The organism is Rhodosalinus sediminis (assembly GCF_003385555.1).
GTDB classification, from domain to species: Bacteria; Pseudomonadota; Alphaproteobacteria; order Rhodobacterales; family Rhodobacteraceae; genus Rhodosalinus; species Rhodosalinus sediminis.
In genome coordinates this window covers 24078-50144 of the sequence record NZ_QOHR01000006.1, presented here as the reverse complement: position 1 = coordinate 50144, position 26067 = coordinate 24078, and the positions used below count along the sequence as shown (strand labels likewise).

Annotated in this window: 24 protein-coding genes; 12 read left to right on the top strand and 12 right to left on the bottom strand. The window is 72.2% G+C overall.

What is annotated here, in order from left to right; translation table 11 throughout:
• Window positions 1–3: 3 nt before the first annotated feature.
• Genes dxr through pyrH form a run of 5 tightly spaced genes read right to left on the bottom strand, consistent with a single transcriptional unit; the run spans window position 4 to window position 4083 of the window.
• Window positions 4–1179: a 1-deoxy-D-xylulose-5-phosphate reductoisomerase gene (gene dxr, locus DRV84_RS06985; protein ID WP_115979171.1), complete on the bottom strand. Its 1176-nt coding sequence runs from the start codon at window positions 1177–1179 to the stop codon at window positions 4–6.
• Complete coding sequence (locus DRV84_RS06980; RefSeq protein ID WP_115979170.1) at window positions 1176–1964, bottom strand: phosphatidate cytidylyltransferase; 789 nt, start codon at window positions 1962–1964, stop codon at window positions 1176–1178. Before DRV84_RS06980 ends, dxr begins: the two co-directional genes overlap by 4 nt.
• A gap of 4 nt (window positions 1965–1968) precedes the next feature.
• Window positions 1969–2730 (bottom strand): isoprenyl transferase, encoded by a 762-nt coding sequence (locus DRV84_RS06975; RefSeq protein ID WP_115979169.1) that lies wholly within the window; start codon window positions 2728–2730, stop codon window positions 1969–1971.
• A 4-nt stretch (window positions 2731–2734) separates the two neighbouring features.
• Complete coding sequence (frr, locus tag DRV84_RS06970; RefSeq protein ID WP_115979168.1) at window positions 2735–3301, bottom strand: ribosome recycling factor; 567 nt, start codon at window positions 3299–3301, stop codon at window positions 2735–2737.
• Between the two features lie 53 nt (window positions 3302–3354).
• The gene (gene pyrH / locus DRV84_RS06965) at window positions 3355–4083 is read right to left on the bottom strand and encodes a UMP kinase (protein WP_115979167.1); all 729 of its coding nucleotides are present in this window, start codon (window positions 4081–4083) and stop codon (window positions 3355–3357) included.
• A gap of 107 nt (window positions 4084–4190) precedes the next feature.
• On the opposite strand from pyrH, the gene miaA reads away from it, so the two are divergent.
• The 6 genes from miaA to DRV84_RS06935 all read left to right on the top strand — a co-directional run bounded on the left by miaA (window position 4191) and on the right by DRV84_RS06935 (window position 12733).
• Window positions 4191–5087, top strand: coding sequence for a tRNA (adenosine(37)-N6)-dimethylallyltransferase MiaA (gene miaA / locus DRV84_RS06960; RefSeq protein ID WP_192881405.1), 897 nt, complete (start codon window positions 4191–4193; stop codon window positions 5085–5087).
• A 119-nt stretch (window positions 5088–5206) separates the two neighbouring features.
• Complete coding sequence (locus DRV84_RS06955) at window positions 5207–6025, top strand: AraC family transcriptional regulator (protein WP_115979165.1); 819 nt, start codon at window positions 5207–5209, stop codon at window positions 6023–6025.
• Between the two features lie 182 nt (window positions 6026–6207).
• Entirely contained in the window at window positions 6208–7878 is a 1671-nt protein-coding gene (locus DRV84_RS06950; RefSeq protein WP_115979164.1) for an ABC transporter substrate-binding protein, read from the top strand.
• 107 nt (window positions 7879–7985) lie between these two features.
• On the top strand, window positions 7986–9050 hold the full coding sequence (locus DRV84_RS06945; protein WP_115979163.1) for an ABC transporter permease: 1065 nt from the start codon (window positions 7986–7988) through the stop codon (window positions 9048–9050).
• Between the two features lie 15 nt (window positions 9051–9065).
• On the top strand, window positions 9066–10532 hold the full coding sequence (locus DRV84_RS06940; protein WP_115979162.1) for an ABC transporter permease: 1467 nt from the start codon (window positions 9066–9068) through the stop codon (window positions 10530–10532).
• A gap of 116 nt (window positions 10533–10648) precedes the next feature.
• The gene (locus DRV84_RS06935; RefSeq protein WP_115979161.1) at window positions 10649–12733 is read left to right on the top strand and encodes a dipeptide ABC transporter ATP-binding protein; all 2085 of its coding nucleotides are present in this window, start codon (window positions 10649–10651) and stop codon (window positions 12731–12733) included.
• Between the two features lie 30 nt (window positions 12734–12763).
• Here the strand turns inward: DRV84_RS06935 and DRV84_RS06930 are convergent, their stop codons facing one another.
• Window positions 12764–13351, bottom strand: coding sequence for a lytic transglycosylase domain-containing protein (locus DRV84_RS06930; protein ID WP_115979160.1), 588 nt, complete (start codon window positions 13349–13351; stop codon window positions 12764–12766).
• Window positions 13352–13475: 124 nt separating this feature from the next.
• Between DRV84_RS06930 and ssb the strand changes: the two genes are divergently transcribed.
• Both ssb and DRV84_RS06920 read left to right on the top strand, forming a co-directional pair.
• On the top strand, window positions 13476–13955 hold the full coding sequence (gene ssb / locus DRV84_RS06925; protein WP_115979159.1) for a single-stranded DNA-binding protein: 480 nt from the start codon (window positions 13476–13478) through the stop codon (window positions 13953–13955).
• Window positions 13956–14101: 146 nt separating this feature from the next.
• Window positions 14102–15184, top strand: a complete 1083-nt coding sequence (locus tag DRV84_RS06920; RefSeq protein ID WP_115979158.1) for a site-2 protease family protein — start codon at window positions 14102–14104, stop codon at window positions 15182–15184.
• Between the two features lie 293 nt (window positions 15185–15477).
• On the opposite strand, the gene aroB is transcribed toward DRV84_RS06920, so the two are convergent.
• Both aroB and DRV84_RS06910 read right to left on the bottom strand, forming a co-directional pair.
• Entirely contained in the window at window positions 15478–16593 is a 1116-nt protein-coding gene (gene aroB / locus DRV84_RS06915; protein ID WP_115979157.1) for a 3-dehydroquinate synthase, read from the bottom strand.
• On the bottom strand, window positions 16590–17135 hold the full coding sequence (locus tag DRV84_RS06910; protein WP_115979156.1) for a shikimate kinase: 546 nt from the start codon (window positions 17133–17135) through the stop codon (window positions 16590–16592). Before DRV84_RS06910 ends, aroB begins: the two co-directional genes overlap by 4 nt.
• Window positions 17136–17245: 110 nt before the next feature.
• Between DRV84_RS06910 and DRV84_RS15775 the strand changes: the two genes are divergently transcribed.
• The 4 genes from DRV84_RS15775 to DRV84_RS06895 are packed head-to-tail and all read left to right on the top strand — an operon-like array spanning window position 17246 to window position 21230.
• Entirely contained in the window at window positions 17246–17395 is a 150-nt protein-coding gene (locus DRV84_RS15775) for a hypothetical protein (protein ID WP_192881402.1), read from the top strand.
• Entirely contained in the window at window positions 17385–18926 is a 1542-nt protein-coding gene (locus DRV84_RS06905; protein WP_239995011.1) for a hypothetical protein, read from the top strand. Before DRV84_RS15775 ends, DRV84_RS06905 begins: the two co-directional genes overlap by 11 nt.
• Window positions 18923–19855, top strand: a complete 933-nt coding sequence (locus DRV84_RS06900) for a tyrosine recombinase (protein ID WP_115979155.1) — start codon at window positions 18923–18925, stop codon at window positions 19853–19855. Before DRV84_RS06905 ends, DRV84_RS06900 begins: the two co-directional genes overlap by 4 nt.
• A gap of 58 nt (window positions 19856–19913) precedes the next feature.
• Window positions 19914–21230: an HlyC/CorC family transporter gene (locus DRV84_RS06895; RefSeq protein ID WP_115979154.1), complete on the top strand. Its 1317-nt coding sequence runs from the start codon at window positions 19914–19916 to the stop codon at window positions 21228–21230.
• 9 nt (window positions 21231–21239) lie between these two features.
• On the opposite strand, the gene DRV84_RS06890 is transcribed toward DRV84_RS06895, so the two are convergent.
• The 4 genes from DRV84_RS06890 to cysS form a co-directional block, all read right to left on the bottom strand.
• Window positions 21240–22013, bottom strand: a complete 774-nt coding sequence (locus DRV84_RS06890; RefSeq protein WP_192881401.1) for a squalene/phytoene synthase family protein — start codon at window positions 22011–22013, stop codon at window positions 21240–21242.
• A gap of 5 nt (window positions 22014–22018) precedes the next feature.
• Window positions 22019–22333, bottom strand: a complete 315-nt coding sequence (locus DRV84_RS15770) for a DMT family transporter (RefSeq protein WP_192881400.1) — start codon at window positions 22331–22333, stop codon at window positions 22019–22021.
• 58 nt (window positions 22334–22391) lie between these two features.
• Entirely contained in the window at window positions 22392–24014 is a 1623-nt protein-coding gene (cimA, locus tag DRV84_RS06885; protein ID WP_115979152.1) for a citramalate synthase, read from the bottom strand.
• Window positions 24015–24165: 151 nt separating this feature from the next.
• A complete protein-coding gene (gene cysS, locus DRV84_RS06880) occupies window positions 24166–25641 on the bottom strand; it encodes a cysteine--tRNA ligase (RefSeq protein ID WP_115979151.1) in 1476 nt (491 codons plus the stop codon).
• Between the last annotated feature and the right edge of the window lie 426 nt (window positions 25642–26067).

Here is a 26067-nt window from a genome sequence, read left to right as displayed (position 1 = left end):
TCCTCAAACAGCACGTTCCGAAATCACGCGCCATGCCGTGTCGCGGGCATGGGCGTCGACGTGCAGGACGGTATCTAGGTCGAACCGGGCATCAATGCGACCCGGCTCTGACGAAAGACGGGTAAGCACCTCCTCGACCACCTCCGCCATCTGGAGAAAGCCGATCCGTTCGGCGATGAAGCCATCGAGCGCGACCTCCTTCGCGGCGTTGAAGGCCGCCCCCGACAGTCCGCCCTGCGCCATGACCTCCCGCGCGAGGCGGAGCGCCGGGTAGCGCGCCGCGTCCGGGGCGCGGAAGGTCAGCTGTCCGAGCGCCGCGAGGTCCAGCCGCTCGACGGGCAGCGCGCGCCGTTCGGGCCAGTTGAGCGCATAGCCGATGGCGTGGCGCATGTCGTGCGGGCCGACATGCGCCATGAGCGCGCCGTCGGCGAACCCCACGAGCGCATGCACGATCGATTCGGGATGCACGAGCACCTCGATCCGCGCGGGATCGACGCCGAAGAGCTCCCGCGCCTCGATCACCTCGAGCGCTTTGTTGAACATCGAGGCGCTGTCGATGGTGATGCGCTGGCCCATGTCCCAGTTGGGATGGGTCGCGGCCTCGGCCGGGGTGGCCTGCGAGAGCCGCTCCAGCGGCCAGTCGCGGAAGGCCCCGCCCGAGGCGGTGATGACGATGCGCTCGACCGCCGCGCGGTCCTCGCCGACGAGGCCCTGAAAGATGGCCGAGTGCTCGCTGTCCACCGGCAGGACGGTGGCGCCGTGGCGCCGCGCCGTCTCCATCACCAGCGGGCCGGCGCAGACCATGCTCTCCTTGTTGGCGAGCGCGAGCGTCGCCCCCTGCTCGAGCGCCCGGAGCCCCGGGGCGAGGCCCGCGGCGCCGACGATGGCCGACATCACCCAATCCGCCGGCCGCTCCGCCGCCTCGATCAGCGCTCCCTGCCCCGCCGCCGCCTCCACGCCGGAGCCCGCGAGCGCGGCGCGCAGATCGTCGAGGCAGTCGTCATGCGCCGTCACGGCGATCTCGGCGCCCACGCGGCCTGCGTCCGCGGCGAGCTGCGCGACGTTGCACCCGCCGGTCAGCGCCACGACCTCGAAGGCGCCGGGCGGCGCCCGATAGATCAGGTCGAGCGTGTTCTGCCCGATCGAGCCCGTCGCGCCGAGGATCGAGACCCGCCTCATGGCGCGACCCCCGGCGGGAAGGTCACCACCTGCTCGGCGATCAGCACGAAGAGCGAGGCGCCCAGCATCCCGTCGAAGCGGTCCAGCAGGCCGCCGTGCCCCGGCAGGAGCGCCGAGCTGTCCTTCACGCCCAGGTGTCGCTTCATGGCGCTCTCCGCGATATCCCCCATCTGCGCCGCCATCGCGACGGCGACCGAGACGCCGATCAGCCCCGCGCCCGCGCCGGTCGCCCCGGCGAGCGCCGCGCCCACCGCGCCGCCGCCGATCCAGCCCGCGACGGTACCGGACCACGTCTTCTTGGGGCTGACGCGGGGCCAGAACTTCGGCCCGCCGAGCGCGCGCCCCGCGAAATAGCCCGCCACGTCGCTCGCCACCACGACGGCGACCAGCCAGAGCATCCAGAGCGCGCCGAAATCGTCGCGCACGCCCATCATGCCGAACCCCGCGAGCGAGACGAGCGCGGTGAAGCCCATGCAGAGCCCGCGCGCCCGCGCGATCAGGGCGAAGCCCGCCACCGCCGGCGCGAGCAGCACCGGCAGCGCGAGGCCCGGCGGCAGGTAGATCGCGGCGAGCACCGCCGCCCCCGCCGCCGCGCCCAGCCCGCGGCGCACGGCCCTAGGGGCGTCGAGCATCGCGCCGAGCTCCCAGATCATCACACCGCAAACGAGGGCCACGAGGACGTGAAAGGCGTGCCCGCCGGCCCAGATGCCGGCGGCCCCCACCGCGACGAGCCCCGCCCCGGTGGCGAGGCGCGTGCCGAGATCCCCCCAGGCGGCGCCGCTCATCCGCTCACCGCGCCGCCGCGCCCTGCGCCGGCACGCCGCCGAAGCGCCGGTCGCGCCGGCCGTAGCTCTCGAGCAGGCGGCGGAACTCCTCGCGCGTGAAATCGGGCCAGAGCGTGTCGACGAACTCGTATTCCGAATAGGCCGACTGCCAGAGCAGGAAGTTGGAGATGCGCGCCTCCCCGCTGGTGCGGATCACCAGATCCGGGTCCGGCAGCACGCAGGTGTCGAGATACCGCGGCAGCGTCTCCTCGTCGACGTCTTCGGGGCGAAGCCGCCCGCGGCCCACGTCCTCGGCGAGGCGCTTGGTGGCGCGCGCCACCTCGTCCCGGCCGCCGTAGTTGAGCGCCACCGTGAGGTTGGTGCCGGCGCACCCGGCGGTCATCGCCTCCAGCTCGTCCATCAGCCCGGTCAGCTTGGCGTCGAGGCGCACGCGATCCCCGATGAAGCGCACGCGCACGTCGTTCGCCAGCAGCGCGCGCGCCTCGCGGCGGATGTAGCCGCGAAAGAGGTTCATCAGGCCCGCCACCTCGGCCTGCGTGCGCTTCCAGTTCTCGGTCGAGAAGGCGAAGACGGTCAGGTATTCGACGCCGTAGTCGGGGCAGGACTCCACGATCTCGCGCACGCGCTGCGCGCCGGCATGGTGGCCGAAGAGACGCGGCCGTCCGCGCTGCGTCGCCCAGCGGCCGTTGCCGTCCATGATGATGGCCACGTGGCGCGGGCCGAGGCGCGTGCGCCCGGCGGCGGAGTCGGCGGCGTCCTCGGGCATCCGCTCAGACCTGCATGATTTCGGCCTGCTTGGTCTCGAGCGCCTCGTCCACCGCCTTGATGTAGCGGTCGGTGAGCGCCTGCACCTCCTCCTCGTAGAGTTTCTGCTCGTCCTCGGACAGGCCGGCCGACTTGGCCTTCTTGATCTGGTCCATCCCGTCGCGGCGCACGTTGCGGATCGCGACGCGCGCGCTCTCGGCGTATTGCGCGGCCACCTTGCCGAGCTCGCGGCGGCGTTCCTCGTTCAGCTCGGGGATCGGCAGCATGATGATCGTACCGTTGAGCTGCGGATTGATGCCGAGCCCGCTCTCGCGGATCGCCTTCTCGACCTTGCCGACGAGGCTCTTGTCCCAGACGTTGACGGTGATCATCCGCGGCTCGGGCACGTTGACGGTGCCGACCTGGTTGATCGGGGTCTTGGTGCCGTAGGCCTCCACCATCACCGGCTCCAGCATGGAGGCGGCGGCGCGGCCGGTGCGCAGGCTCGCCAGCTCGCTCTTGAGGGAGGTCATCGCCCCCTTCATGCGCCGCTCGAGGTCGTCGGTGTCGATTTCCGTATCGTCGTCTGCCATCGCTCTTTTCTTTCTGTCAGAGGCGGCGCGCGCCGCGCCGCGTCAGCCTATCGTCAGCCGTGGACCATTGTATAGGCGCCCTCGCCCGCGAGGATGCCGCGGAAGCCCCCCGGCTCGTCCAGCGAGAACACGATGATCGGGAGCGCGTTGTCCCGCGCGAGCGCGATCGCCGAGGCGTCCATGACCTTCAGGTGATCGGCGAGCACCTGATCGTAGGTGATCCGGTCGTAGCGCACCGCCTGCGGGTTGGTCTTGGGATCGGAATCGTAGACGCCGTCCACCTGCGTGCCCTTGAAGATCGCCTCGCAGGCCATCTCGTTGGCGCGCAGAGTCGCGGCGGTGTCGGTGGTGAAATAGGGGTTGCCCGTGCCGGCCGCGAAGATGCAGACGCGCTTCTTCTCGAGGTGGCGCACCGCGCGGCGGCGGATGTAGGGCTCGCAGATCTGGTCCATCGGGATCGCGCTGATCACGCGGGTGAAGACGCCGAGGCTCTCGAGCGCGGACTGCATCGCCAGCGCGTTCATCACCGTGGCGAGCATCCCCATGTAGTCGGCGGTGGTGCGCTCCATCCCCTGCGCGGCGCCCTGCAGGCCGCGAAAGACGTTGCCGCCGCCGATCACCATGCAGATCTCGACGCCCATCTCGTGCACCGCCGCCACCTCGCGCGCGATGTGCTCCACGGTGGGCGGGTGCAGCCCGTAGGAGGTCTCGCCCATGAGCGCCTCGCCCGAGATCTTGAGCATGACGCGCCTGTAGGTGGTCTTGGGGGGCTCTGCGGCCATGTTGCGCGCGCTCCGGGGCAGCCTTAGGATCGCGCGCAAAATGTCGCAAAAGCCGGCCGGGTTCAATCCGGCCCGGACGCCGCCCGCGCCGCACCGCCGAAACAGGCATCAACCCCTTGGACACGAACGACATTCCCGCCGATCGCCACGTCCTTATCGCCGGCCCGACGGCGAGCGGAAAGTCGGCGCTCGCCCTCGGGATCGCCGAGCGGCAGGGCGGCGTGATCGTCAACGCCGACGCGGTGCAGGTGCACCGCGCCTGGCGGGTGCTGAGCGCGCGGCCGTCCGAGGACGAAGAGGCGCGCGCGCCGCATGCCCTCTACGGCCACCTCGCGCCCGAAGAGGAGTATTCCGTCGGCCAGTGGCTGCGCGATCTCGAGCCGCTCCTCGCCTCCGGCGCGCGGCTGATCCTCGTCGGCGGCACGGGGCTCTATTTCTCCGCGCTGACCGAGGGTCTCGCCGAGATCCCGCCCGTGCCGGCGGAGGTGCGCGCGCGGGCGGCCGAGCGCCTCGCCGAGGGCGGCGCGCCGGCGCTCCTCGCCGGGATCGACGCGGAGACGGCGGCGCGCATCGACCGGGCCAACCCCGCGCGCGTGCGCCGCGCGTGGGAGGTGCTGCACGCCACCGGGCGCGGCCTCGCGCAGTGGCAGGACGAGACCGGGCCGCCGCGCCTGCCGCTCGACAGGACGGTTGCCGTGCGCGTCGACGCGCCCCGCGACTGGCTCGCCGAGCGGATCGCGCGCCGCTTCGACGCGATGCTCGCGGCGGGCGCGCTCGACGAGGCGCGCGCGCTTCTGCCATATTGGCGCCACGATCTGCCGGCAGCGAAGGCCATCGGCGCGCCGGAGCTGGTGGCGCACCTGCGCGGCGACATGACCCTGGACGAAGCCCGGGAGCGCGCCGTCACGGCGACGCGCCGCTTCGCCAAGCGCCAGCGGACGTGGTTCCGGGCGCGGATGGGCGCCTGGCACGGGATCGACGCGCGGACGATCCCGCGCGCCTGATTCCGCGGCGACGCCCGGCCGGCGTGAGCCGATTTGCGCCGTCAAAAAGAAACGCGGGTTGGCAACCCGGGGGGCGATGCGCCATGCAGGGGTCGGGGACACGAGGAGGCGAGCGAGGCATGAGCTTCATCCGATCGCTCAGCGACCACCGCGCCGCCGCGCGGTGCCTGACACTGGCGCAGCTCGCGCCGCGCGGCGCGTGGCAACTCGCGCTCCTGCACGAGCGGGCGCAGCACCTGCTGATCTGGACGACCAAGGGACAGGGCCGCGTCACCGTCGAGGGGGTGCGCCGCGGCGTCTCGGTGCACAACGCGATCTTCGTGCCCGCCGGCACGCTCTTTTCCTACGAGATCGGCGCGCAGGGATTCGGCCTCGCCCTCGAGGTGCCCGCGTCGCTGCCGCTCGGCCTGCCGGGCGAGGCGCATCACCTGCGCCTGCGCGACAACATGGCGCAGGCCGAGATCACCGCCATCCTCGAGGCGATGCAGCGCGAGCAGAGCCGGGGCGACCCGCTCGCCGCCGAGGCGCAGGCCGCCCATGCCGCGCTCGCCTCGGTCTGGCTGCGCCGGCGGATCGAGGCGCGGCCCGCGCGCGCCACGGCGCAGGACGGGACCGAGCGGCTGGCGCAGGATTACTGCCGCCGTGTCGCGGCGGATTTCCGCTCCGGGCGTCTGCCCGGCGACTACGCCGCGGAGCTCGGCGTGGCCACGCGCGAGCTCGAGCGCGCCTGCCGCGAGAGCGCCGGGCGCGACGCGGGCGCGATCCTGACCGAGCGCGTGCTGCACGAGGCGCGCTCGATGCTCGCCCGGCCGGGCATCGACGCCGCCGACGCGGCCGAGCGCCTCGGCTTCGCCGGGCCGGGCTACTTCGAACGCTTCCTCGCCTACCACGGCGGCCGCGCGCCCCGCCCGGCGCGGCGCGCCACAGCGAGCGCTTGATTTCCCGGCGCGTGTCGTTTTTCTTCGCTTCCCATGTCGCTTTCGGACATCGAAGCGGCTAAAGCAGACGTTGACGCGGCGGCGGAATAGTTGCCGAATGCGTTTGTGAGGCCGCGCGACGGCCGATGAGCCCCGCGGGCCGCGGCCTGTGGGGATGCCGAAGGACAACACGGGAGACACGAATGACCCACCCGACCATCAACGGAAAGCCCGTGCATCCGGCCGCCCGGATGTATGCGCGCGAATTCCGTGAGGGCAAGCTGAGCCGGCGCGAGTTCCTCGCGCGCACGACGAGCCTCGGCGTGACCGCGGCCGGCGCCTACGCGCTCGGCGGGCTCGCCATGCCGAACGCCGCGCAGGCGCAGGAGGCCCGCGACGGCGGCACGCTGCGCGTGCAGATGGAGGTGCGCGCGCTCAAGGACCCGCGCACGGCCGACTGGTCGCAGATCGCCAACATCTACCGCGGCTGGCTCGACTACCTCGTCGAGTATCAGGCCGACGGCACCTTCAAGCCCATGCTGCTCGAAAGCTGGGAGATCAACGAGGACGCGACCGAGTACCGCCTGAAGGTGCGCGAGGGCGTGACCTGGAACAACGGCGACGCCTTCACCGCCGAGGACGTGGCGCACAACATCCGCCGCTGGTGCGAGCGCGACGTGGAGGCCAACTCGATGGCCGCGCGCGTCTCCTCGCTGATCGACGACGAGACGGGCCTCGCGCGCGACGGCGCGATCGAGGTCACCGGGGAGCACGAGGTGGTGTTGCGCCCCTCGGTGCCCGACATCACGCTCATCGCGGGCTTCGCCGACTACCCCGCCGCCGTCGTCCATCAGAGCTACAACGGCGAGAACCCGGTCGATGTGCCGATCGGCACGGGCCCCTTCCTGCCCGAGAGCCACGAGGTCGGCATCAAGTCGGTCATGGTGCGCAACACGGACCACACGTGGTGGGGCACCGAGGTCTATGGCGGCCCGCATCTCGACCGGGTGGAATACATCGACTTCGGCACCGACCCGGCCTCCTGGCTCGCGGCCATCGAGGCCGAGGAAGTGGACATGCTCTACGAGTCCGTGGGCGAGTTCATCGAGATCATGGACTCGATCGGCCTGACCAAGTCCGAGGCGGTGACGGCGAACACGATCTGCGTGCGCCCGAACCAGGCGGCCGAGGTGGACGGCATGCGCCCCTACGAGGATGCCCGCGTGCGCCGCGCGCTCGCGATGGCCGTGGACAACCAGGTCTGCCTCGAGCTCGGGTATTCGAACCTCGGCACCGTGGCGGAGAACCACCACGTCTGCCCGATCCATCCCGAATACGCCGACATCGGCCCCGCGCCCTACGACCCGCAGCAGGCGATGGCGCTCATGGAAGAGGCCGGCATGGCCGACTTCGAGCATGAGCTCGTCTCGATCGACGACGACTGGCGCAAGAACACCACCGACGCGGTCGCCGCGCAGCTGCGCGACGCAGGGATGAACGTGCGCCGCACGGTGCTGCCGGGCTCGACCTTCTGGAACGACTGGACGAAGTTCCCCTTCAGCTCCACGAACTGGAACATGCGCCCGCTCGGCGTGCAGGTGCTCGCCCTAGCCTACCGCTCCGGCGAGGCCTGGAACGAGACCGCCTACGCCAACCCGGAGTTCGACTCCAAGCTCGCCGAGGCGCTCTCGATCGCCGACGCGGACCAGCGCCGCGAGGTGATGGCCGAGATCGAGCAGATCCTGCGCGACGACGGCGTGGTCATCCAGCCCTACTGGCGCTCGATCTACCGTCACTTCACCGAGGAGGTCGTGGGCGCGGACATGCACCCAACCTTCGAGATCCACACCTACAAGCTGGGTCTGGCGGCCTGACGACCGCCTCAGGCGGGGCGCGCCACGGTGCGCCCCGCCCCGACAACAGAACAATGGCGCGATAGGCCGCCCGCCGATCCGCCGCGGCAGCATCGACAGGGGTGCGCATGGGACTGTTCTTTCTCAGGCGGCTGGGGGTCATGATCCTCACCGCGCTCTGCCTGACCTTCATCGTCTTCTTCCTGACGAACCTCTATCCCAACCTCGAGAAGCTCGCGAAGACGCAGGGCAACATGCGCATGACCGACGCCGAGGTCACGCAATGGCTCGACAACCGCGGCTACCTCGAACCCGTCGCGCTCAAGTACGCGCAATGGCTCGGCGTCGCGCCCGGCTGGACGCGCGAGGCGGCCTCGGGCGGCGAGACGGTCGTCACCGGGCGCTGCATCGACGGCCAGGCGACGCCGGCCGAGGCCGCCGAGGCGCCGCGCTTCTGCGGCGTTCTGCAGGGCGACTGGGGTTATTCCACGGTCTTCCGCGAGAACGTCGCCGGCATCATCGGCACGCGGCTCGGCCTGACGGGATACCTGATGTTCTGGGTGATCCTCCTGATGGTGCCCGCCGCGCTCCTCGTCGGGGTGCTCGCCGGCATGAACGAGGGGTCGCGCACGGACCGCACGCTCTCGACCTTCGCGATCACCACGACGGCGACGCCGGAATACGTCTCGGGCGTGATCCTGATCGCGGTCTTCGCCTCCTCCGCCGTGGGGCTCCGATGGTTCAAGGGCACGGCGACCTCGGCGATGGAGAATCCGACCTTCGAGAACTTCTTCCTGCCGGTGCTGACGATCTCGCTCTACGGGATGGGCTACATCGCGCGCATGACGCGCGCCTCCATGGCCGAGGTGATGACGGCGCAATACATCCGCACCGCGCGCCTCAAGGGCGTGAGCTTTCCCAACATCGTGCTGAAACACGCGCTCCGGAACGCGCTGATCGCGCCCTTCACGGTGATCATGCTGCAGTTTCCGTGGCTCCTGAACGGCGTGGTGATCGTCGAGACGCTCTTCAACTACAAGGGCTTCGGCTGGACGCTGGTGCAGGCGGCGGGCAACAACGACATCGAGCTCCTGCTCGCGGTCTCGGTCGTCTCGGTGATCGTGGTGCTCGTGACGCAGCTGATCTCCGACATCGGCTACGTGTATCTCAACCCGCGCATCAGCGTGACCTGAGGGGAGGGCAGGACCATGGAACCGCTCACCTGGACCGGCGACCTCGGCCCCGTTCTGACGCCCTTGATGATGGCCGCGGTCGCGGTCTTCGTCCTCGCGCTCGTCGCGAACTGGGGCCTCTCGCTCGCCGGCGTCAAATCGGGCGAGATCGCCTACGAGAACGGGCAGGCGGTGCTCGTCGCCCGCTCGCCGCTCGACTACTCGGCGCTCGCGATGAAATACGCGATCCTGCTCTTTCTCGCGTGCTGCGTCGCCTACATCCTCGCCGGCATGCTGATCGCCGATCCGCGCACCGCCGGGATCATAGGCACCGTGGCGGGCCGCTTCGCGCCCGTCTGGATCGCGCTCGCAGCGACCTTCGCGCTCTCCATCGCGTTCAAGCGCCGGCTGGGCCTCTACGGCAAGCTTTTCGACAGCACGATCGGCATGATCGGCTTCGGCATCGTGATGTTCTGGGTCTTCGCCGCGATCTTCGGCGGCCCGCTCGGCCTGATCGTCACGCATGACGCGCTCGACCAGATCTCGGGCCTGAAGAACGAGCCGCCGGGCGCCGTGGTCCCGAACGCCGCAGCGGACGGGCTCTACCCCTATTACCTCCTCGGCGGCGACAACCTCGCGCGGGACGTCTTCTCGCGCATGGTCGAGGGCGCCTGGGAGGTGATGAAGATCGCCCCCTTCGCCACGCTCTTCGCCTTCATGGTCGGCATCACGCTCGGACTGCCGGCGGGCTTCTACGGCGGGCGGCTGGACACGGTGCTGTCGTTCCTCGCCAACCTCATCCTCGCCTTCCCGGTGATCCTGCTCTTCTACCTGCTGGTCACGCCCGAGATCGTGGCCACCGGCATCCCGGTCTACATGGCGGCGGTGCTCTTCCTCTTCCCGATCCTCTTCATCGCGGTGATGATCAACTCGCGCTACTACACGCGCCCCGCGGTGCGCACCCCGGTGCTCGCCGTGCTGCTCGTCGGGCTCGGCTGGCTCTACCTCTCGCTCGTGCACCAGCCGGGCACGCGGATCGACTTCCTCGGGCCGCTCACCTTCCTCGACCTCTTCGACATCCCCGGGGGCATCCTCGTGGTCTTCGTGGCGGTGATGTTCGTGAACTCGCCCACGGTGTTCCGCATCGTCCGCGGCCTGACCATGGACATCAAGACGCGCGACTACGTCGCCGCCGCGCAGACCCGCGGCGAAGGGGTCTGGTACATCATGCTCTGGGAAATCCTGCCCAACGCGCGCGGCCCGCTGATCGTCGATTTCTGCCTGCGCATCGGCTACACGACGATCCTGCTGGGGACGCTGGGCTTCTTCGGCCTCGGCCTGCCGCCGGAGTCTCCCGACTGGGGGTCCACGATCAACGAGGGCCGCAAGCTCCTGTCGATCTACCTCCACCCCGCCCTGCCGCCGGCGCTCGCGCTCTTGAGCCTCGTGCTCGGGCTCAACCTGCTGGCCGACGGCCTGAGGGAGGAAAGCCTGCGCGACTGACGCCCGGGGGACGCGTCCCCCGCTTCTTCTTGGATGAAAATATCCCGGGGGTCCGGGGGCAGCGCCCCCGGTCCCGCACCGGCCACCGGATCAACCGCTCCGAAAGGGAGAGCGCCATGGAACACTGGGACCACGACGGCCCGATCCTCGAGATCGACCGCCTCTCCATCAGCTTCTTCACCCGGCTGCGCGAGATCCCGGCCGTGATGGATTTCTCGGTCACCGTGCAACCCGGGGAGGCCGTCGGCCTCGTGGGCGAATCGGGCTGCGGCAAGTCCACCGTCGCGCTCGGCGTGATGCAGGACCTCGGCGTGAACGGAAAGATCGTCGGCGGCTCGATCACCTACAAGGGCCGCGACCTCGGCGCGATGAGCCAGGACGAGCTCCGCCAGATCCGCGGCAAGGAGATCGCGATGATCTACCAGGAGCCGATGGCCTCGCTGAACCCGGCGATGAAGATCGGCCGCCAGCTTATCGAAGTGCCGATGATCCACGAGGGGCTCTCCGAGAGCGACGCCTGGGCGCGCGCGCTCGAGGTGGTGGGCGACGTGAAGCTGCCCGACCCCGAGCGCATCATGAAGAGCTACCCGCACCAGCTCTCGGGCGGGCAGCAGCAGCGCATCGTCATCGCCATGGCGCTCATGTCGAAGCCCTCGCTCCTGATCCTCGACGAGCCGACCACCGCGCTCGACGTCACGGTCGAGGCCGCGGTCGTCGATCTGGTGAAGGATCTCGGGCGCAAGTACGGCACCTCGATGCTCTTCATCAGCCACAACCTCGGCCTCGTGCTCGAGACCTGCGACCGCATCTGCGTGATGTACTCCGGCGAGGCGGTGGAGCGCGGCGACATCGAGACCGTCTTCAACAAGATGCGCCATCCCTACACGCAGGCGCTCTTCCGCTCGATCCCGCTGCCCGGCGCGGACAAGACCGAGCGCCCGCTCAAGGCGATCCCCGGCAACTTCCCGCTCCCGCACGAGCGCCCGCCGGGCTGCAACTTCGGCCCGCGCTGCGACTACTTCCGCGCGGGCGTCTGCGATCAGGGCCACATCTACATGGAGGACGTGGACGCCTCCGGCACGCACGAGACCCGGTGCCTGCGCTGGCGCGAGATCGACTGGGACAAGCCCCTCATCCCCGAGGAGCACCGCGAGAAGCCCGAGGCGGGCCGCGTCGTGCTCAAGTCCGAGGACCTGAAGAAATACTACGAGGTCGCCGCCAACGCCCTCTTCGGCGGCGGCGAAAAGCGGGTGGTCAAGGCCAACGAGACGCTCAGCTTCGAGGCGCGCGAATCCGAGACGCTCGCCATCGTGGGCGAATCGGGCTGCGGCAAGTCCACCTTCGCCAAGGTTCTGATGGGCCTCGAGACCGCGACCGACGGCACCATCACCCTCGACAACAATTCGATCGAGCACATCCCGATTCAGGAGCGCGACACCCAGACCATCGCCGACATCCAGATGGTCTTTCAGAACCCCTTCGACACGCTGAATCCCTCGATGACCGTGGGCCGGCAGATCATCCGCGCGCTCGAGGTCTTCGACTACGGAGAGACGGAGGCCGACCGGCGCGACAAGATGCTCGAGCTTCTCGACCTCGTGAAGCTCCCGCGCGAATTCGCCGACCGCATGCCGCGCCAGCTCTCCGGCGGCCAGAAGCAGCGCGTGGGCATCGCCCGCGCCTTCGCCGGCGGCGCGCGCGTCGTGGTCGCGGACGAGCCGGTCTCGGCCCTCGACGTCAGCGTGCAGGCCGCCGTCACCGACCTCCTGATGGAAATCCAGCGCGAGCAGAAGACGACGCTTCTCTTCATCGCGCACGACCTCTCCATCGTGCGCTACCTCTCGGACCGGGTGATGGTCATGTATCTCGGGCACGTGGTCGAGATCGGCACGACCGAGCAGGTCTTCGCGCCGCCCTATCACCCCTACACCGAGGCGCTCCTCTCCGCGGTGCCCATCGCCGACACCCACGTCGAAAAGACGCGCATCCTGCTCGAGGGCGACATTCCCTCGGCGATGAACCCGCCCTCGGGCTGCCCCTTCCAGACGCGCTGCCGCTGGAAGTCGAAGGTGCCCGGCAACAAGTGCGAGACGGAGGTGCCGCCGATGGTCACCCTCGCCTCGGGCCATCAGGTGAAATGTCACCTCTCGGCCGCCGACTTCGAGGGCATGGAGCCGGTGATCAAGATCGCGGCGGAGTGATCCGGCCGGCGCGGCCGCACCGCGCCGCGCTCACCGCCCGAGGATCGCGCGCACGTAGGCCTGCGTCTCCGCGTAAGGGGGCACCCCGCCGTGCCGGCGCACCGCCTCCGGCCCCGCGTTGTAGGCCGCGAGCGCGAGGCGCCAGTCGCGGAAGGCGCGGTACTGCGCCGCGAGATAGCGCGCGCCGCCCTCGAGATTGGCGCGCGGGTCGTCCGGATCGACGCCGAGCTCCCGCGCCGTCGCCGGCATCAGCTGCGCGAGCCCCCGCGCGCCCTTGTGCGACACGGCCCGCGGGTTCCAGGCCGATTCCCGCTGCACCAACCGCAGGAAAAGCGCCTCCGGCACGCCGTGGCGCCGCGCCACTTCGCGCGCCACGCCCGCCCATGCGCCGGCGGCGCGCCCGTCGACGGCCGTCCCCGTCCCCGGCTTCGGCGGCACCTCCGCCCGGGGCGGCTGCAGGCGGACCGAGCCGCGGTACTGCTCGGCCGCCCGGCTGTCGAGCACCTCGGTCTGCGAGCGAAAGAGATGCGCCCGGCTCTTGGACGACAGAACGTCCGCCGCGGCCACCCCCGGCAGGGCGAGCGCGGCGACGGCGAGCGGGGCATGAAGCGAGAGCATGCGGTCCTCCCGGCGTGGGCCCTCTATTCTACCGCACCCCCGCCCGCGGCGCCAGTCACGCGTTTTAGGGTTTTCTTCACCACGACGCGGTGATGTAAGAGAGCGAAAGGCTCGGAGGGACGCAATGGCAGGCTCGGTGAACAAGGTCATCCTGATCGGCAATCTCGGCCGCGACCCGGAGGTGCGGACCTTCCAGAACGGCGGCAAGGTCTGCAACCTGCGCGTCGCCACCTCCGAGACATGGCGCGACCGCAACACGGGCGAGCGCCGCGAGAAGACCGAGTGGCACAGCGTCGCCATCTTCAACGAGGCGCTCGTGCGCCTCGCCGAGCAATACCTGCGCAAGGGCTCCAAGGTCTATCTCGAGGGCAAGCTCGAGACCCGCAAGTGGCAGGACCAGTCCGGGCAGGACCGCTACTCGACCGAGGTCGTCCTGCGCCCCTACGCGGGCGAGATGACCTTCCTCGACAGCCGCGACGGCGGCGGGGGCGGCGGCGGTGGCGGCGGCTACGTCGGCCCGCCGGACGACGGCGGCTACGGCGGCGGCGGCCCCTCGGGCGGCGGCGGCGGCGGGCGCGACTACGACGACGAAATCCCCTTCTGAACGCCCGCGCCGGCCCGGCGCCCCATCATCTTGGCGCAAATACTCTCGGGAGGTGAATTGGCCGCAGGCCAAGAGGGGGGCAGACAGCCCCCCTCCCCCGCCGCCGGGCCCTTTGCTTCGCCCCCGCGCGTGCCTAGATCATCCGCATGACATGGTCCTTCTCCATCGGTCGGCTCTTCGGCTCCGAACTCCGGGTGCACGCCACCTTCTTCCTGCTCCTCCTCTGGGTGGGGCTCGTGGCCTGGGCCGACGGCGGCTGGCCGGCGGCGGTCGAGAACATCCTCTTCGTGGGCGCGCTCTTCGCCTGCGTCGTCGCGCATGAGTTCGGCCACGCGCTCACCGCGCGCCGCTACGGCATCCGCACGCCGGACGTGACGCTCCTGCCCATCGGCGGGCTCGCCCGGCTGGAGGCGATGCCCGAGAAGCCCGGGCAGGAGATCCTCGTCGCCCTCGCCGGCCCGGCGGTCAACGTGGTGATCTGGGCCGCGCTCGTGCTGATCCTCGGGGCCGAGACCTGGGCCGCCTCGCTCGAGAACCTCGCCGATCCGGAGGCGAGCTTCCTCGCCCGGCTCGCCGCGGTGAACCTCTTCATCGCGGTCTTCAACCTGCTGCCGGCCTTCCCGATGGACGGCGGGCGGGTCCTGCGCGCCGCGCTCTCCGCCGTCACCGACCGGGTGCAGGCCACCCGCATCGCCGCCTACGCCGGGCAGGCGCTGGCCTTCGGGCTCGGCCTTCTCGGCCTCGTCGGCGGCAACCCGGTGCTCCTGCTGATCGCCTTCTTCGTCTTCATCGCCGCGGGCGCGGAGAGCAACGACGTGGCCATGCGCGATCTCGCCCGCCGCATGCAGGCGCGCGACGCGATGATCACCACCTTCGACAGCCTCTCGCCCGAGGACACGGTGGGCGCTGCCGGCAAGGCGCTCATCCGCACCACGCAGGGCGAATTTCCGGTGCTCGACGCTGAGGGGCGGCTCCTCGGCGTGCTCACGCGCAACGCCATCTTTCAGGAAAGTGCGGAGGGCCACGCCACCCGACGTGTCACCGAGGTCATGCAGACCGACATCCCGGCCGTCAGCCTCGCCACCGGGCTCGAGACGGTCTTCGATGCGATGCACCGCCAGAACGCGCCGGCGGTCGCCGTGGTGCGCGAGGGCGGCTACCTCATCGGCTACGTCACGCGCGAGAACCTCGGCGAGCTCATGGTCCTGAACGGCCGCCGCGGCCGCTGAGCGTTAGCCGCGACGGCCCGGTCCTCCCGCCCCGGCTCGGCCAAACCCAAATCGCGCGCCCCGCTCCGGCCGGTGCGACCCACGGTCCGAACCGCGCCCTTCACGACGCCTGTGCCTCTGCTGCGCGACGTCGCGCACTGAGGCGGCGGCCAGCGGTCTCTGCCCCCGATCGCTCCGGGCGGCCTGCGAGACCACCGCCGAGATCCCGAACAGGAGCCGCTCGCCCGGCTCTCATCCACGGCCGCCGGGACCGGCGGACCCGCCCTGCCCGTGCGGCCTGCGGCCCCCCCGCCTCAGCGCGCGGCGAGCGCGGCCTCCAGCACGGCGCGCAGGTCGGCCTCGGGCACGTCCTCGGCCACGAAGGCCTCCCCGATCCCCCGCGCGAGGACGAAGCGCAGCCGCCCGTCCATAACCTTCTTGTCCTGCGCCATCAGCGCGATCAGCCCCCCGGCGTCCGGCAGCGGCCCGGGGATGTCGGCGAGGTCGGTCACCATACCCATCGCGCGGAAATGCGCGCGCACGCGCGAGGGGTCCTCCTGCGGACAGAGCCCGAGCCGCGCGGAAAGCTCGAAGGCCAGCGTGCAGCCCGCCGCGACCCCCTCGCCGTGCAAGAGGCGGTCGGAATAGCCCGTCGCCGCCTCGAGCGCGTGGCCGAAGGTGTGCCCGAGGTTCAGCAGCGCGCGCTCGCCCTGCTCGGTCTCGTCGCGCGCGACGATCCCGGCCTTCATCGCGCAGGAGCGACGCACCGCCTCCACCCGCGCATCCGCGTCGCCGGCGGCGAGGGCCGGGCCCGTCGCCTCGAGCCACGCGAAGAAATCCGCGTCGCCCAGCAGCCCGTATTTCGCCACCTCGCCGTAGCCCGCCAGCAGATCGCGCGGCGGCAGCGTCTCGAGCGCCTCGATATCGGCGAGCACGCGGCTCGGCTGATGGAAGGCGCCGACGAGGTTCTTGCCCTGCGCCGTGTTGATCCCGGTCTTGCCGCCCACGGAGCTGTCGACCTGCGCCAAAAGCGTCGTCGGCACCTGCACGAAGCGCACGCCGCGGCGCAGGATCGCGGCGGCGAAGCCCACCAGATCGCCGATCACGCCCCCGCCGAGCGCGATCACCACGTCGCGCCGCTCCACCCGCTCGGCGAGCAGCCATTCGACCACCTCGCGCAGGCGGTCCCAGCTCTTGCTGGCCTCGCCCGGCGGCACGGCGAGCGTGCGCGCGGCGATCCCCGCGGCCTCCAGCCCGGCGGACAGCGTCGCGCCGTGGCGCTCGGCCACCGCCGCGTCGGCGAGGATCCAGACGCGCGGCCGCGCGAGGAGCGGCGCGATCTCCTCGCCCGCGCGGGCGAGGAGCCCGACGCCGATACGGATGTCGTAGCTGCGCGCGCCAAGCGCGACATGCACGGTTTCGATGGTCATCGCGCCTCCAGCACGTCGGGCCGCGTCAGAAGCGCGGCGATCACCCGCTCGGCCGTCGCCTCGACGCTGCAGCCGGGGCCGGCCTCCACGGTCAGCTCGGCCCTCGCATAGACCGGCGCGCGCTCGGCGAGAAGACGCTCCAGCGTCGCGCGCGGATCGGGCGTGGCGAGGAGGGGCCGGCCCTCGCCGTGGCGCACCCGCTCCCAGAGCACCTCGGCGGGCACCTTCAGCCAGACGGCGACGCCGCGCGCGGCGATGGCGGCGCGATTCGCCTCCGCGAGGAACACGCCCCCGCCGGTGGACAGGATGCAGGGCCGCCCGTCGAGCAGCCGGCTCAGCACCTGCGTCTCCTTGGCGCGGAAGAACCCCTCGCCGTCGCGCGCGAAGATTTCGGCCACGGTCATGTTCGCGGCGCGCTCGATCTCGGCGTCGGAGTCGAGGAAGGCCACGCCGAGGCGCTGCGCGACGACGCGGCCCACGGCCGTCTTGCCCGCGCCCATCATGCCGACCATCGCGACGGTCTTCTTGAGGTGCCATCCCATCGCCCCCAAGTCGGCCGGGCCGCCGGGAAATGTCAATCGCTCGCGTGGAAGGACGTGAACTCGGACGGCGGGCGGTATATAAGAAGCGAAAACGGGCAGGACAGGCGAAGATGTGGCGGATCCTCAAGTGGCTGGTCTATCTCGCGGCGCTCGGCGCCGTGGCGCTCGTGGCCTATGCCTACATCGGCCCCTATTTCGGCGCCGATTTCTCCGCCCCGCGCGAGGAAGTGCGCGCGCCCGTCGCGATCGATGTGGAGTGAGCGGGCCGCGCGCGGCCTCGCGCTGATCGCGGCGCTCGCGCTGGCGCCGCTGCCGGCCGGGGCGCAGCTCGGCGAGGGCGCGCCGCTCTCGGCGATCGAATGGCTGGAGCGGCAGGGGCGCGACGCGCCGCGCGCGGGTGCGCCGCCGGTGGCCGACAGCGCCGGCGTGCCGGAGGTGCGCGTGCGCCCGCTCCGCGAGGGACCGGCCGCCGACGCCGTCGGGCTTCTCCCGCCGCGCGTGACCGGCTTTCCGCCGACGCTCTGGTCCGAAAGCCGCGCCGGGGATCTGGTGCGCCTCGTCGGGGCGCAGCGCGTGTCCCGTCAGCCGGCGATGCAGGAGCTCCTTTATGCGCTCCTGCTCGCCGAGGCGCTGCCGCCCGCCGGCGCCGGCCCCGAGGCGCGGCTCCTGCGCGCGCGGCTCGACACGCTGGCCGAGCTCGGCGCCGTCGCCCCGGCCGAGGCGCTCGTCGCGCGCGCGGGCGCCGCGACACCGGCGCTCTTCGCGCGCTGGTTCGACCTCTCGCTCCTGCTGGGCGACGCGTCGGCGCCCTGCGCGGCGCTCCGCGCGGAGATGACGCTGTCGCCGGATCTCGCGCCGCGCGTCTTCTGCCTCGCGCGGGGGGGCGACTGGGCGGCCGCGGCCTCGACGCTGGACGCGGCGCGTGCGCTCGGGGCGATCGGCGAGCCGATGGGCGACCTGCTCGCCCGGTTCCTCGACCCCTCCGGCGCGAAGGGGCCGGAGCTGCCGCCCTCCCCCGATCCCTCGCCGCTCGAGGTGCGCCTGCGCGAGGCGGTGGGCGCGCCCCTGCCCGTCTCGGCGCTGGCGCGGCGCTTCGCGGTCATGGCGCTCGACGGGGACGCGGGCTGGCGCGCGCAGATCGCCGCGGCGGAACGGCTCGCGCGGGTGGGCGCGGTCTCGGAGAACCGCCTGCTCGGCATCTACACGGCGCGCGCGCCGGCCGCCTCCGGCGGTCTCTGGACCCGGGTCGCGGCGGTGCAGGCGGTGGACGCGGCGCTCGCCGCGGGAGACGCGGAGGCGGCGGGCCACGCGCTGCGCGACGCCTGGCCGCTGATGCGGGAGGCCGGTCTGGGCGCGCCCTTCGCGCGGCTCTTCGCGGCCGAACTGGCGACGCTGCCGCTCTCACGCCGCGCGCGCGAGGTCGCCTTCGAGGCCGCGCTGCTGTCGCCCGACTACGAGCGCCTCGCGCGGCGCGTCACGCCCGAAAGCGCGCGCGACCGCTTCCTCGCCGCGCTCGCCGCCGGCACGCCGGAGCGGGCCGCCGCGCCCGACGCGCGCGCAGAGGCGGTCGCGCGTGGCTTCGCCGCCGCCCCGCCGGCCCGGCTCGCCCGCATGATCGAGGCCGGGCGCCTCGGCGAGGCGATCCTCGAAGCAATGCGGCTCTACGGCGCGGGGCGCGCGGGCGATCTGCCCGATCTGGCGGATGCGCTCGCCACCTTCCGCGCGGTGGGGCTCGAGGATATCGCGCGGCGCGCGGGCCTCGAGGCGCTGCTGCTGGGGCCCGGGCGATGAGCGACGCGCGCTGGATCGACGCCTTTCTCGAGGCGCAGGCGGCCGAGGCCGGCGCGGCGGAGAACACGCGGGCGGGCTACGGGCGCGACCTCGCCGCCTTCGCACGCTGGCTCGCGGCGCGGGGCGGGTCCTTCGCTACCGCGGGGCGGGGCGAGATCGAGGGCTACCTCGCCGACTGCGAGGCCGAGGGCCTCGCGCAGTCCACCCGCGCGCGCCGGCTCTCGGCGATCCGGCAGCTCTACCGCTTCGCCTTCTCCGAGGGCTGGCGGGGCGACGATCCGGCGGCGGCGCTGCGCGGGCCCGGCAAGCGGCGGAGCCTGCCCGCGACGCTGGAGCACGCGCAGGTGGACGCGCTCCTCGCCGCGGCCGAGGCGCATGGCCGGACGGAGGACGACCGCGCGCGCACGCGCTGCCTGATGCAGCTTCTCTACGCCACCGGCATGCGGGTGAGCGAGCTCGTGTCCCTGCCCGCGGAGGCCGCGCGCGGCGATCCGCGGATGCTGCTCGTGCGCGGCAAGGGCGGGCGCGAGCGGATGGTGCCGCTCTCGCCGGGCGCGCGCGCCGCGCTCGCCGACTGGCTCGCCCGCCGCGACGCGGCAGAGGCCGAGGCCGCCCGCGCCGCGCGCCGGGCGCCCTCGCGCTTCCTCTTTCCGTCGCGGGGCAAGGCGGGGCACCTGACGCGCCACCGTTTCTGGGGCATCGTCAAGGAGCTCTGCCGCGCGGCCGGGATCGACCCCGGAAAGGTCTCGCCGCATACGCTGCGCCACGCCTTCGCCACGCATCTTCTGGAGGGCGGCGCGGACCTGCGCGCGATCCAGACGCTTCTGGGCCACGCCGATCTCTCGACGACCGAGATCTACACGCATGTCCTCGACGCGCGGCTGCGCGCGCTCGTGCTGACCCATCATCCCCTCTCGCGCGAGGCTTGATCCCGCCGCCCGGCGCCCCGCATAACCAATCGACAGCGATCAACCACGGACCCCACCCATGGACCCCTCACAGACCGCGATCGACGGCGCCCTCTGGCTGACCGGCGGGGCGATCCTTCTGCTGCTCGTCATGTCGGGCTTCTTCTCCGGCTCCGAGACGGCGCTGACGGCCGCCTCGCGCGGGAAGCTGCGCTCGCGCGCCGACAAGGGCTCGAAGGGCGCCGCGCTCGCGCTTCGGATCACCGAGGACAACGAGCGCCTGATCGGCTCCGTGCTGCTCGGCAACAACCTCGTCAACATCCTCGCCGCCTCGCTCGCCACGGCGCTCTTCACTCAGCTCTTCGGGGAATCGGGCGTGGCGCTCGCGACGCTGGTGATGACGCTCCTGGTGCTGATCTTCGCCGAGGTGCTGCCCAAGACCTACGCGATCACCAACGCCGAGGCGGCGGCCTCCCTCGTCGCGCCGGTGATCCGCCTCGTGGTGCAGCTCTTCGCGCCGGTGGTGGGCGCCGTGCGCCTCCTCGTGCGCGGCATCCTGCGGCTCTTCGGCGTGCAGACCGACCCCGACAGCCACATCCTCGCCGTGCGCGAGGAGATCGTCGGCGCGCTGCAGCTCGGCCATGCCGAAGGCGCCGTCGAGAAGGAGGACCGCGACCGCATCCTCGGCGCGCTCGACCTCGGCGAACGCACGGTCGAGGAGATCATGCTGCACCGCTCCCGCATCGAGATGCTCGACGCCCACGCCGAACCCGCCGAGATCCTGCGCCAGTGCCTCGAGAGCAGCCACACCCGCCTGCCGGTCTACGAGAACGACCCCGAGAACATCGTCGCCGTGATCCACGCCAAGGACCTGCTGCGCGCGCTCTACCGCCGGATGGAGGCCGCCGAGCGCGAGGTGGGGCTCGCCGAGGTGCTCGCCGAGTTCGACCTCTCCGAGGTCTCCATGACCCCCTATTTCGTCCCCGACACCACGACGCTCGACGACCAGATGCGCCAGTTCCTGCGCCGGCGCACCCATTTCGCGCTGGTGGTGGACGAATACGGCTCGCTCGAGGGGCTGATCACCCTCGAGGACATCCTCGAGGAGATCGTGGGCGAGATCACCGACGAGTTCGACCCGGCCGCCGACATGCCGGTGCGCAAGGCCGACGACGGCAGCTTCCTCGTGGACGGCGCGATGACGATCCGCGACCTGAACCGCGCGACCGACTGGGCGCTGCCCGACGAGGAGGCCAACACCGTCGCCGGCCTCGTCATCCACGAGGCGCAGACGATCCCCACCGTGGGTCAGGTCTTTTCCTTCCACGGCTTCCGCTTCGAGGTGGCCGGGCGCAAGGACAACCGCCTCACGCGGCTCAAGATCCGCAAGCTGTGAGCGCGCGGCTCACCAGCGCCCAGAGGCCGCCGCGATCAGCGCGAGGCGCTCGCGCAGCGGGTTGGGCGCGAGCCGGCCCTCGGCCACGCGGGCGGGCGCGGCCGCGGCGCGCGCGAGGATCGCGGCGCTGCCCGCCAAGTCGATGAGCGCCGCCCGCGCCTCGCGCGAGACCGCCGCCCGGCGCTTGCGCGCCTGTCCGAGCCGGCCGAGCCCCTCCTTCGCGAGGCGCGCGACCGCCTCGCCCCGGCCGTCGGGCAGGGGCAGCCGCCCCCGCGCCTCGAGCTCGGGCACCGCCGAGAGCCACGCGGCGAGCCCCTGCGCCTGTCCGGCCGCGCGCACGACGTCCTCCTCGGCCGCGCCGAGCGCGCGCGCCGCGACCCAGTGGAGCGTGCCCGCCGTCGCGTCGAGATAGTCCCAGAGCGCCGCCTCGTCGGCGAAGGGCGCGCGCTCGAGGTCCGCGCGCCGCGCCGCGACCAGCGTGTCGAGCAGCCGCGCGCCCTCCGCGTCGAGCGCGCGGGCGAGCGGCTGCACCACCTCGTGGCGCCGCGCCGGCTGGCCCTCCGCGATCTCCTCGAGCGCCTCGCGCCACCATTGCAGGCGGATCTCGGCGAGCATCGGCTCCGAGACGACCCAGGGCGCGCGCGCCACCTCGAGGTTGAAGGCGTAGAGCGGAAAGAGCACGCCGCGCGCGGACGGCCGCGCCGCCATCGCCGCGCGGAAGCGGTCCGGGTCGCCGCGGCGCACCAGCTCCGCGCAGGCGCCGAGATCGTCGCGCCCCGCCACGCCGCTCAGCCCGCGACCCTGAGGCCGGCGATCCCGGCGAGGATCAGCCCCACGCTCGCGATGCGGAGCGGCGTCAGCGCCTCGCCGAGCCAGAGCGCGCCGACGAGCACCGCGCCCACCGCGCCGATGCCCACCCAGACCGGGTAGGCGGTGCCGAGGTCGATCGCCCGCATCGCGTAGGCCAGAAGCCAGAAGCCCGCGACCATCGCCGGGATCATCACCGCGATCCAGACCGGCCGCGTCAGCCCGTCCGAAAGCTTCAGCGCCGTAGACCAGACGACCTCCAGCCCCCCGGAGACGATCAGTGCGAGCCATGCCATCCGCGGTCCTCCTTGCCCGGGCGTGGACCTAGCGCGCCGGCCCGGGGCCGACACCCGGTCAGCCCGGCGCCGGCGCGTCGCGCGAGAGCTTCCAGACGATCGCGTCGAGCAGCGCCTCGAAGCTCGCGTCGACGATATTGGCCGAGACGCCGACGGTGGACCACCGCCGGCCATGCCCGTCCTCGCTGTCGATCATCACGCGGGTGACGGCCTCAGTGCCTCCCTGCGTCACGCGCACCTTGAAATCGACGAGGCGCATGTCGTCGATCGCGGGCTGATACGGCCCGAGGTCCTTGGCCAGCGCCCGGGCGAGCGCGTTGACCGGGCCGCGGTCGCCGCCCGCGGCGTCCATCGACTCGCTCACCGAGAGCTTTTTCTCGCCGTCCACCTTCACCACGACCACCGCCTCCGAGAGGCTCACCATCCGGTCGTGCTTGTTCTTGCGCCGCTCGACGGTGACCTTGTAGCGCTTCACCTCGAAGAAGTCGGGCAGCCGACCAAGCGCGCGCCGCGCGAGGACCTCGAAGCTCGCCTGCGCGGTGTCGTAGGAGTACCCCTGCGCCTCGCGCGCCTTCACCTCCTCGAGGATGCGCGGCAGCGCGGGATCGTCGCGCGCCACCTCCAGCCCGGCCTCCGCGAGCCGTCCGCGCAGGTTCGAGAGCCCCGCCTGGTTCGACATCGGCACCACGCGCGCGTTGCCCACGCGCGCCGGATCGACGTGCTCGTAGGTCGCCGGGTCCTTCAGGATCGCGCTCGCGTGCAGCCCCGCCTTGTGCGCGAAGGCCGAGGCGCCGACATAGGCCGCCTGCCGGCGTGGCACGCGGTTCAGCGTCTCGTCGAGCATGCGGCTCGTCCGCGTGAGCCCCTCGAGCGCGCCCGCGCTCACCCCCGTCTCGAAGCGCTCGCACCACGGCGCCTTGAGCGCGAGCGTCGGGATCAGCGCGGTGAGGTTGGCGTTGCCGCAGCGCTCGCCGAGCCCGTTGAGCGTGCCCTGAACCTGCCGCACCCCCGCCTCCACCGCGGCGAGGCTGCCGGCCACCGCGGTCTCCGTATCGTCGTGGGTGTGGATGCCGAGCCGCTCCCCCGGCACGCCGCCCGCGATCACCGCCTCGACCGCCCGCGCGATGCCGCCGGGCAGCGTGCCGCCGTTCGTATCGCAAAGCACGACCCAGCGCGCCCCGCCCTCCAGCGCCGCCGCCACGCAGGCGCGCGCATAGGCCGGGTCGACGGCGTGCCCGTCGAAGAAATGCTCCGCGTCGAAGACCGCCTCGCGCCCCTCAGCCACCACATGCGCGACCGAGCGGCGGATGCTCTCGAGGTTCTCCTCGCGCGTGATGCCGAGCGCGCGCTCCACGTGATAGGCATGCGCCTTGCCGACGAGACAGACCGTCCCGGTGCCCGCGTTCAGCACCCGCGCGAGCACGTCGTCGTTCTCCGCCGAGCGGCCCGCGCGCTTGGTCATGCCGAAGGCCGTCATCCGCGCCCGCGTCGCCGGCGCCGCCTCGAAAAAGGCGCTGTCGGTCGGATTGGCCCCCGGCCAGCCCCCCTCGATGTAATCGACCCCGAGCGCGTCGAGCGCCTCCGCGATCCGCACCTTCTCGGCGACCGAGAACTGCACGCCCTGCGTCTGCTGCCCGTCGCGCAGCGTCGTGTCGTAAAGGTAAAGCCGCTCGCGCATCACGCTCCCCGCCGCTCGCGGCAGCAGGCCCCATCATCTTGGCCCAAATACTCTCGGGGGGTGAATTGGCCGCAGGCCAAGAGGGGGGCTGACAGCCCCCCTCGCCCCCGGCCGCCGCACCCGCGGCGGCAAGCCCCCGGCCCTGCCGCCCGCATCAGGCGCGCTCCGTGGCGGCGAGCCGCGCCACCGCCGCCGGGTCATGGGTCGCCTGCCGGATCAGGAAGGGCCCCGCCGGCAGGATGCGCACCTCGACGCCCGCCGCGACGAGCCCCGCCTTGAGCGCGTCGGCCTCGGCGAAATCCCCGCTCTGTTTCGCCGCCGCGCGCAGCTCGGCGAGCCGCGCCTCGCAGGCGGCGAGGGCCGGGTCGGCGTGCGCACCCGGCTCCGCGTCGTAAAGCCGCGCGTAATCCCCCGTGCTCGCCGCGCCGCGCAGGTCGAGCCCGAGCAAGTCGAGGCTCGCCACGATCCGGTCCAGCACCTCCCCGGTCATCTGCTTGCGCTTCAGCCCGAGCCAGCCCCGCAGCTCGGCGAGCGCGCCGGGCGTGTCCAGATCGTCGGCGAGGCGCGCGACCACCGCCTCGATCGGCGCGCCGGGTGCGCGCGCGGCGAGCGCCGCGGAGCCGCGCTTGCCGAGCGCCTCGCAGATCTCGGCGCGCACCGCGCGCGCCGTCTCGACGCGGGTGGCGTTCAGGTCCATCGGCGCGCGGTAGTGCGACAGCAGGAAGGCGAGGCGGATCTCCTCCCCCGTCACGGGGCCGAACTCCGTCCGCCCCTCCAGAAGGTCGCGCACCGTGAAGAAGTTGCCGAGGCTCTTCGACATCTTCCGGCCCTCGACCAGCAGCATCTCGTTGTGCAGCCAAAAGCGGGCGAAACTGCCCTCGGGATGCGCGCAGCAGCTCTGCGCCACCTCGTTCTCGTGATGCGGGAACATCAGGTCCGCGCCGCCGCCGTGGATGTCGAAGCTCGCCCCCAGAAGCGCCTCGGACATGGCCGAGCACTCGATGTGCCAGCCGGGCCGCCCCCGGCCCCAGGGGCTCTCCCAGCCGGGCTCGTCGGCCGCGGACGGCTTCCAGAGGACGAAATCCATCGGGTCGCGCTTGTAGGGCGCGACCTCCACCCGGGCGCCGGCGATCATGTCCTCGACCGACCGGCCGGAAAGCGCGCCGTAGTCGGGAAAGCTCGCCACCGAGAAGAGCACGTGACCCTCGGCCGCGTAGGCGCAGCCGCGCGCAATCAGCGCCTCGATCATGGCGATCATCTGCGCGACGTAGTCGGTGGCGTGCGGCTCCTCGTTCGGGCGCAGCACGCCGAGGGCGTCCATGTCCGCGTGATACCACCCGGTCGTGCGCCGCGTCAGATCCTCGATCGCCTCGCCGTTCGCCCGCGCGCGGTCGATGATCTTGTCCTCGACGTCGGTGATGTTGCGCACGTATTTGACGTGGCCCGCCCCGTAGACGTGACGCAGGAGCCGGTAGAGCACGTCGAAGACCACCGCCGGCCGCGCGTTGCCGAGGTGCGCGCGGTCGTAGACGGTGGGGCCGCAGACGTACATCCGCACGTCGTCCGGGTCGATCGGCGCGAAGGGCTCCTTCGTCCGGGTGCGGGTGTTGGTGAGGCGGATCTCGGTCATGCCCTGTCTCTCTCGCGCGGTGGGGCCGCGGCGGGCTTAGCAGGGTCGTCGTGGATTGGAAACGAGGAAGACCGGCCCGCCGCGAAGGTGTCAGCGGGGAATGCAGATGCAGCGGATGATGGCGACGCCGTACATGGGGTGAGGCCTACCACGCCCCCCGCCCCCGCGTCCAGCCGACAGGCCCGCCGTTCCGGCGCCGGGCGCATCGGCGCTTGACTTTCGCCCCCCGACCGCCGATGTGGACGGTGGTCGCCGCCGTGCCGCGTGAGCATTCGGGCCTTCGCCCGCACCGGGCCGCGACCGGCTGTTTCCCAGATCACGCAGGGGGACGACGCCTTCGCGGGTCCGCGGCGCAATCCGGCGCGCGGGTGGCGCCGGGGGCGCGGACCGGCCGCCCGGGCCTCCCCGGCGGTCCCGCCGGACGCA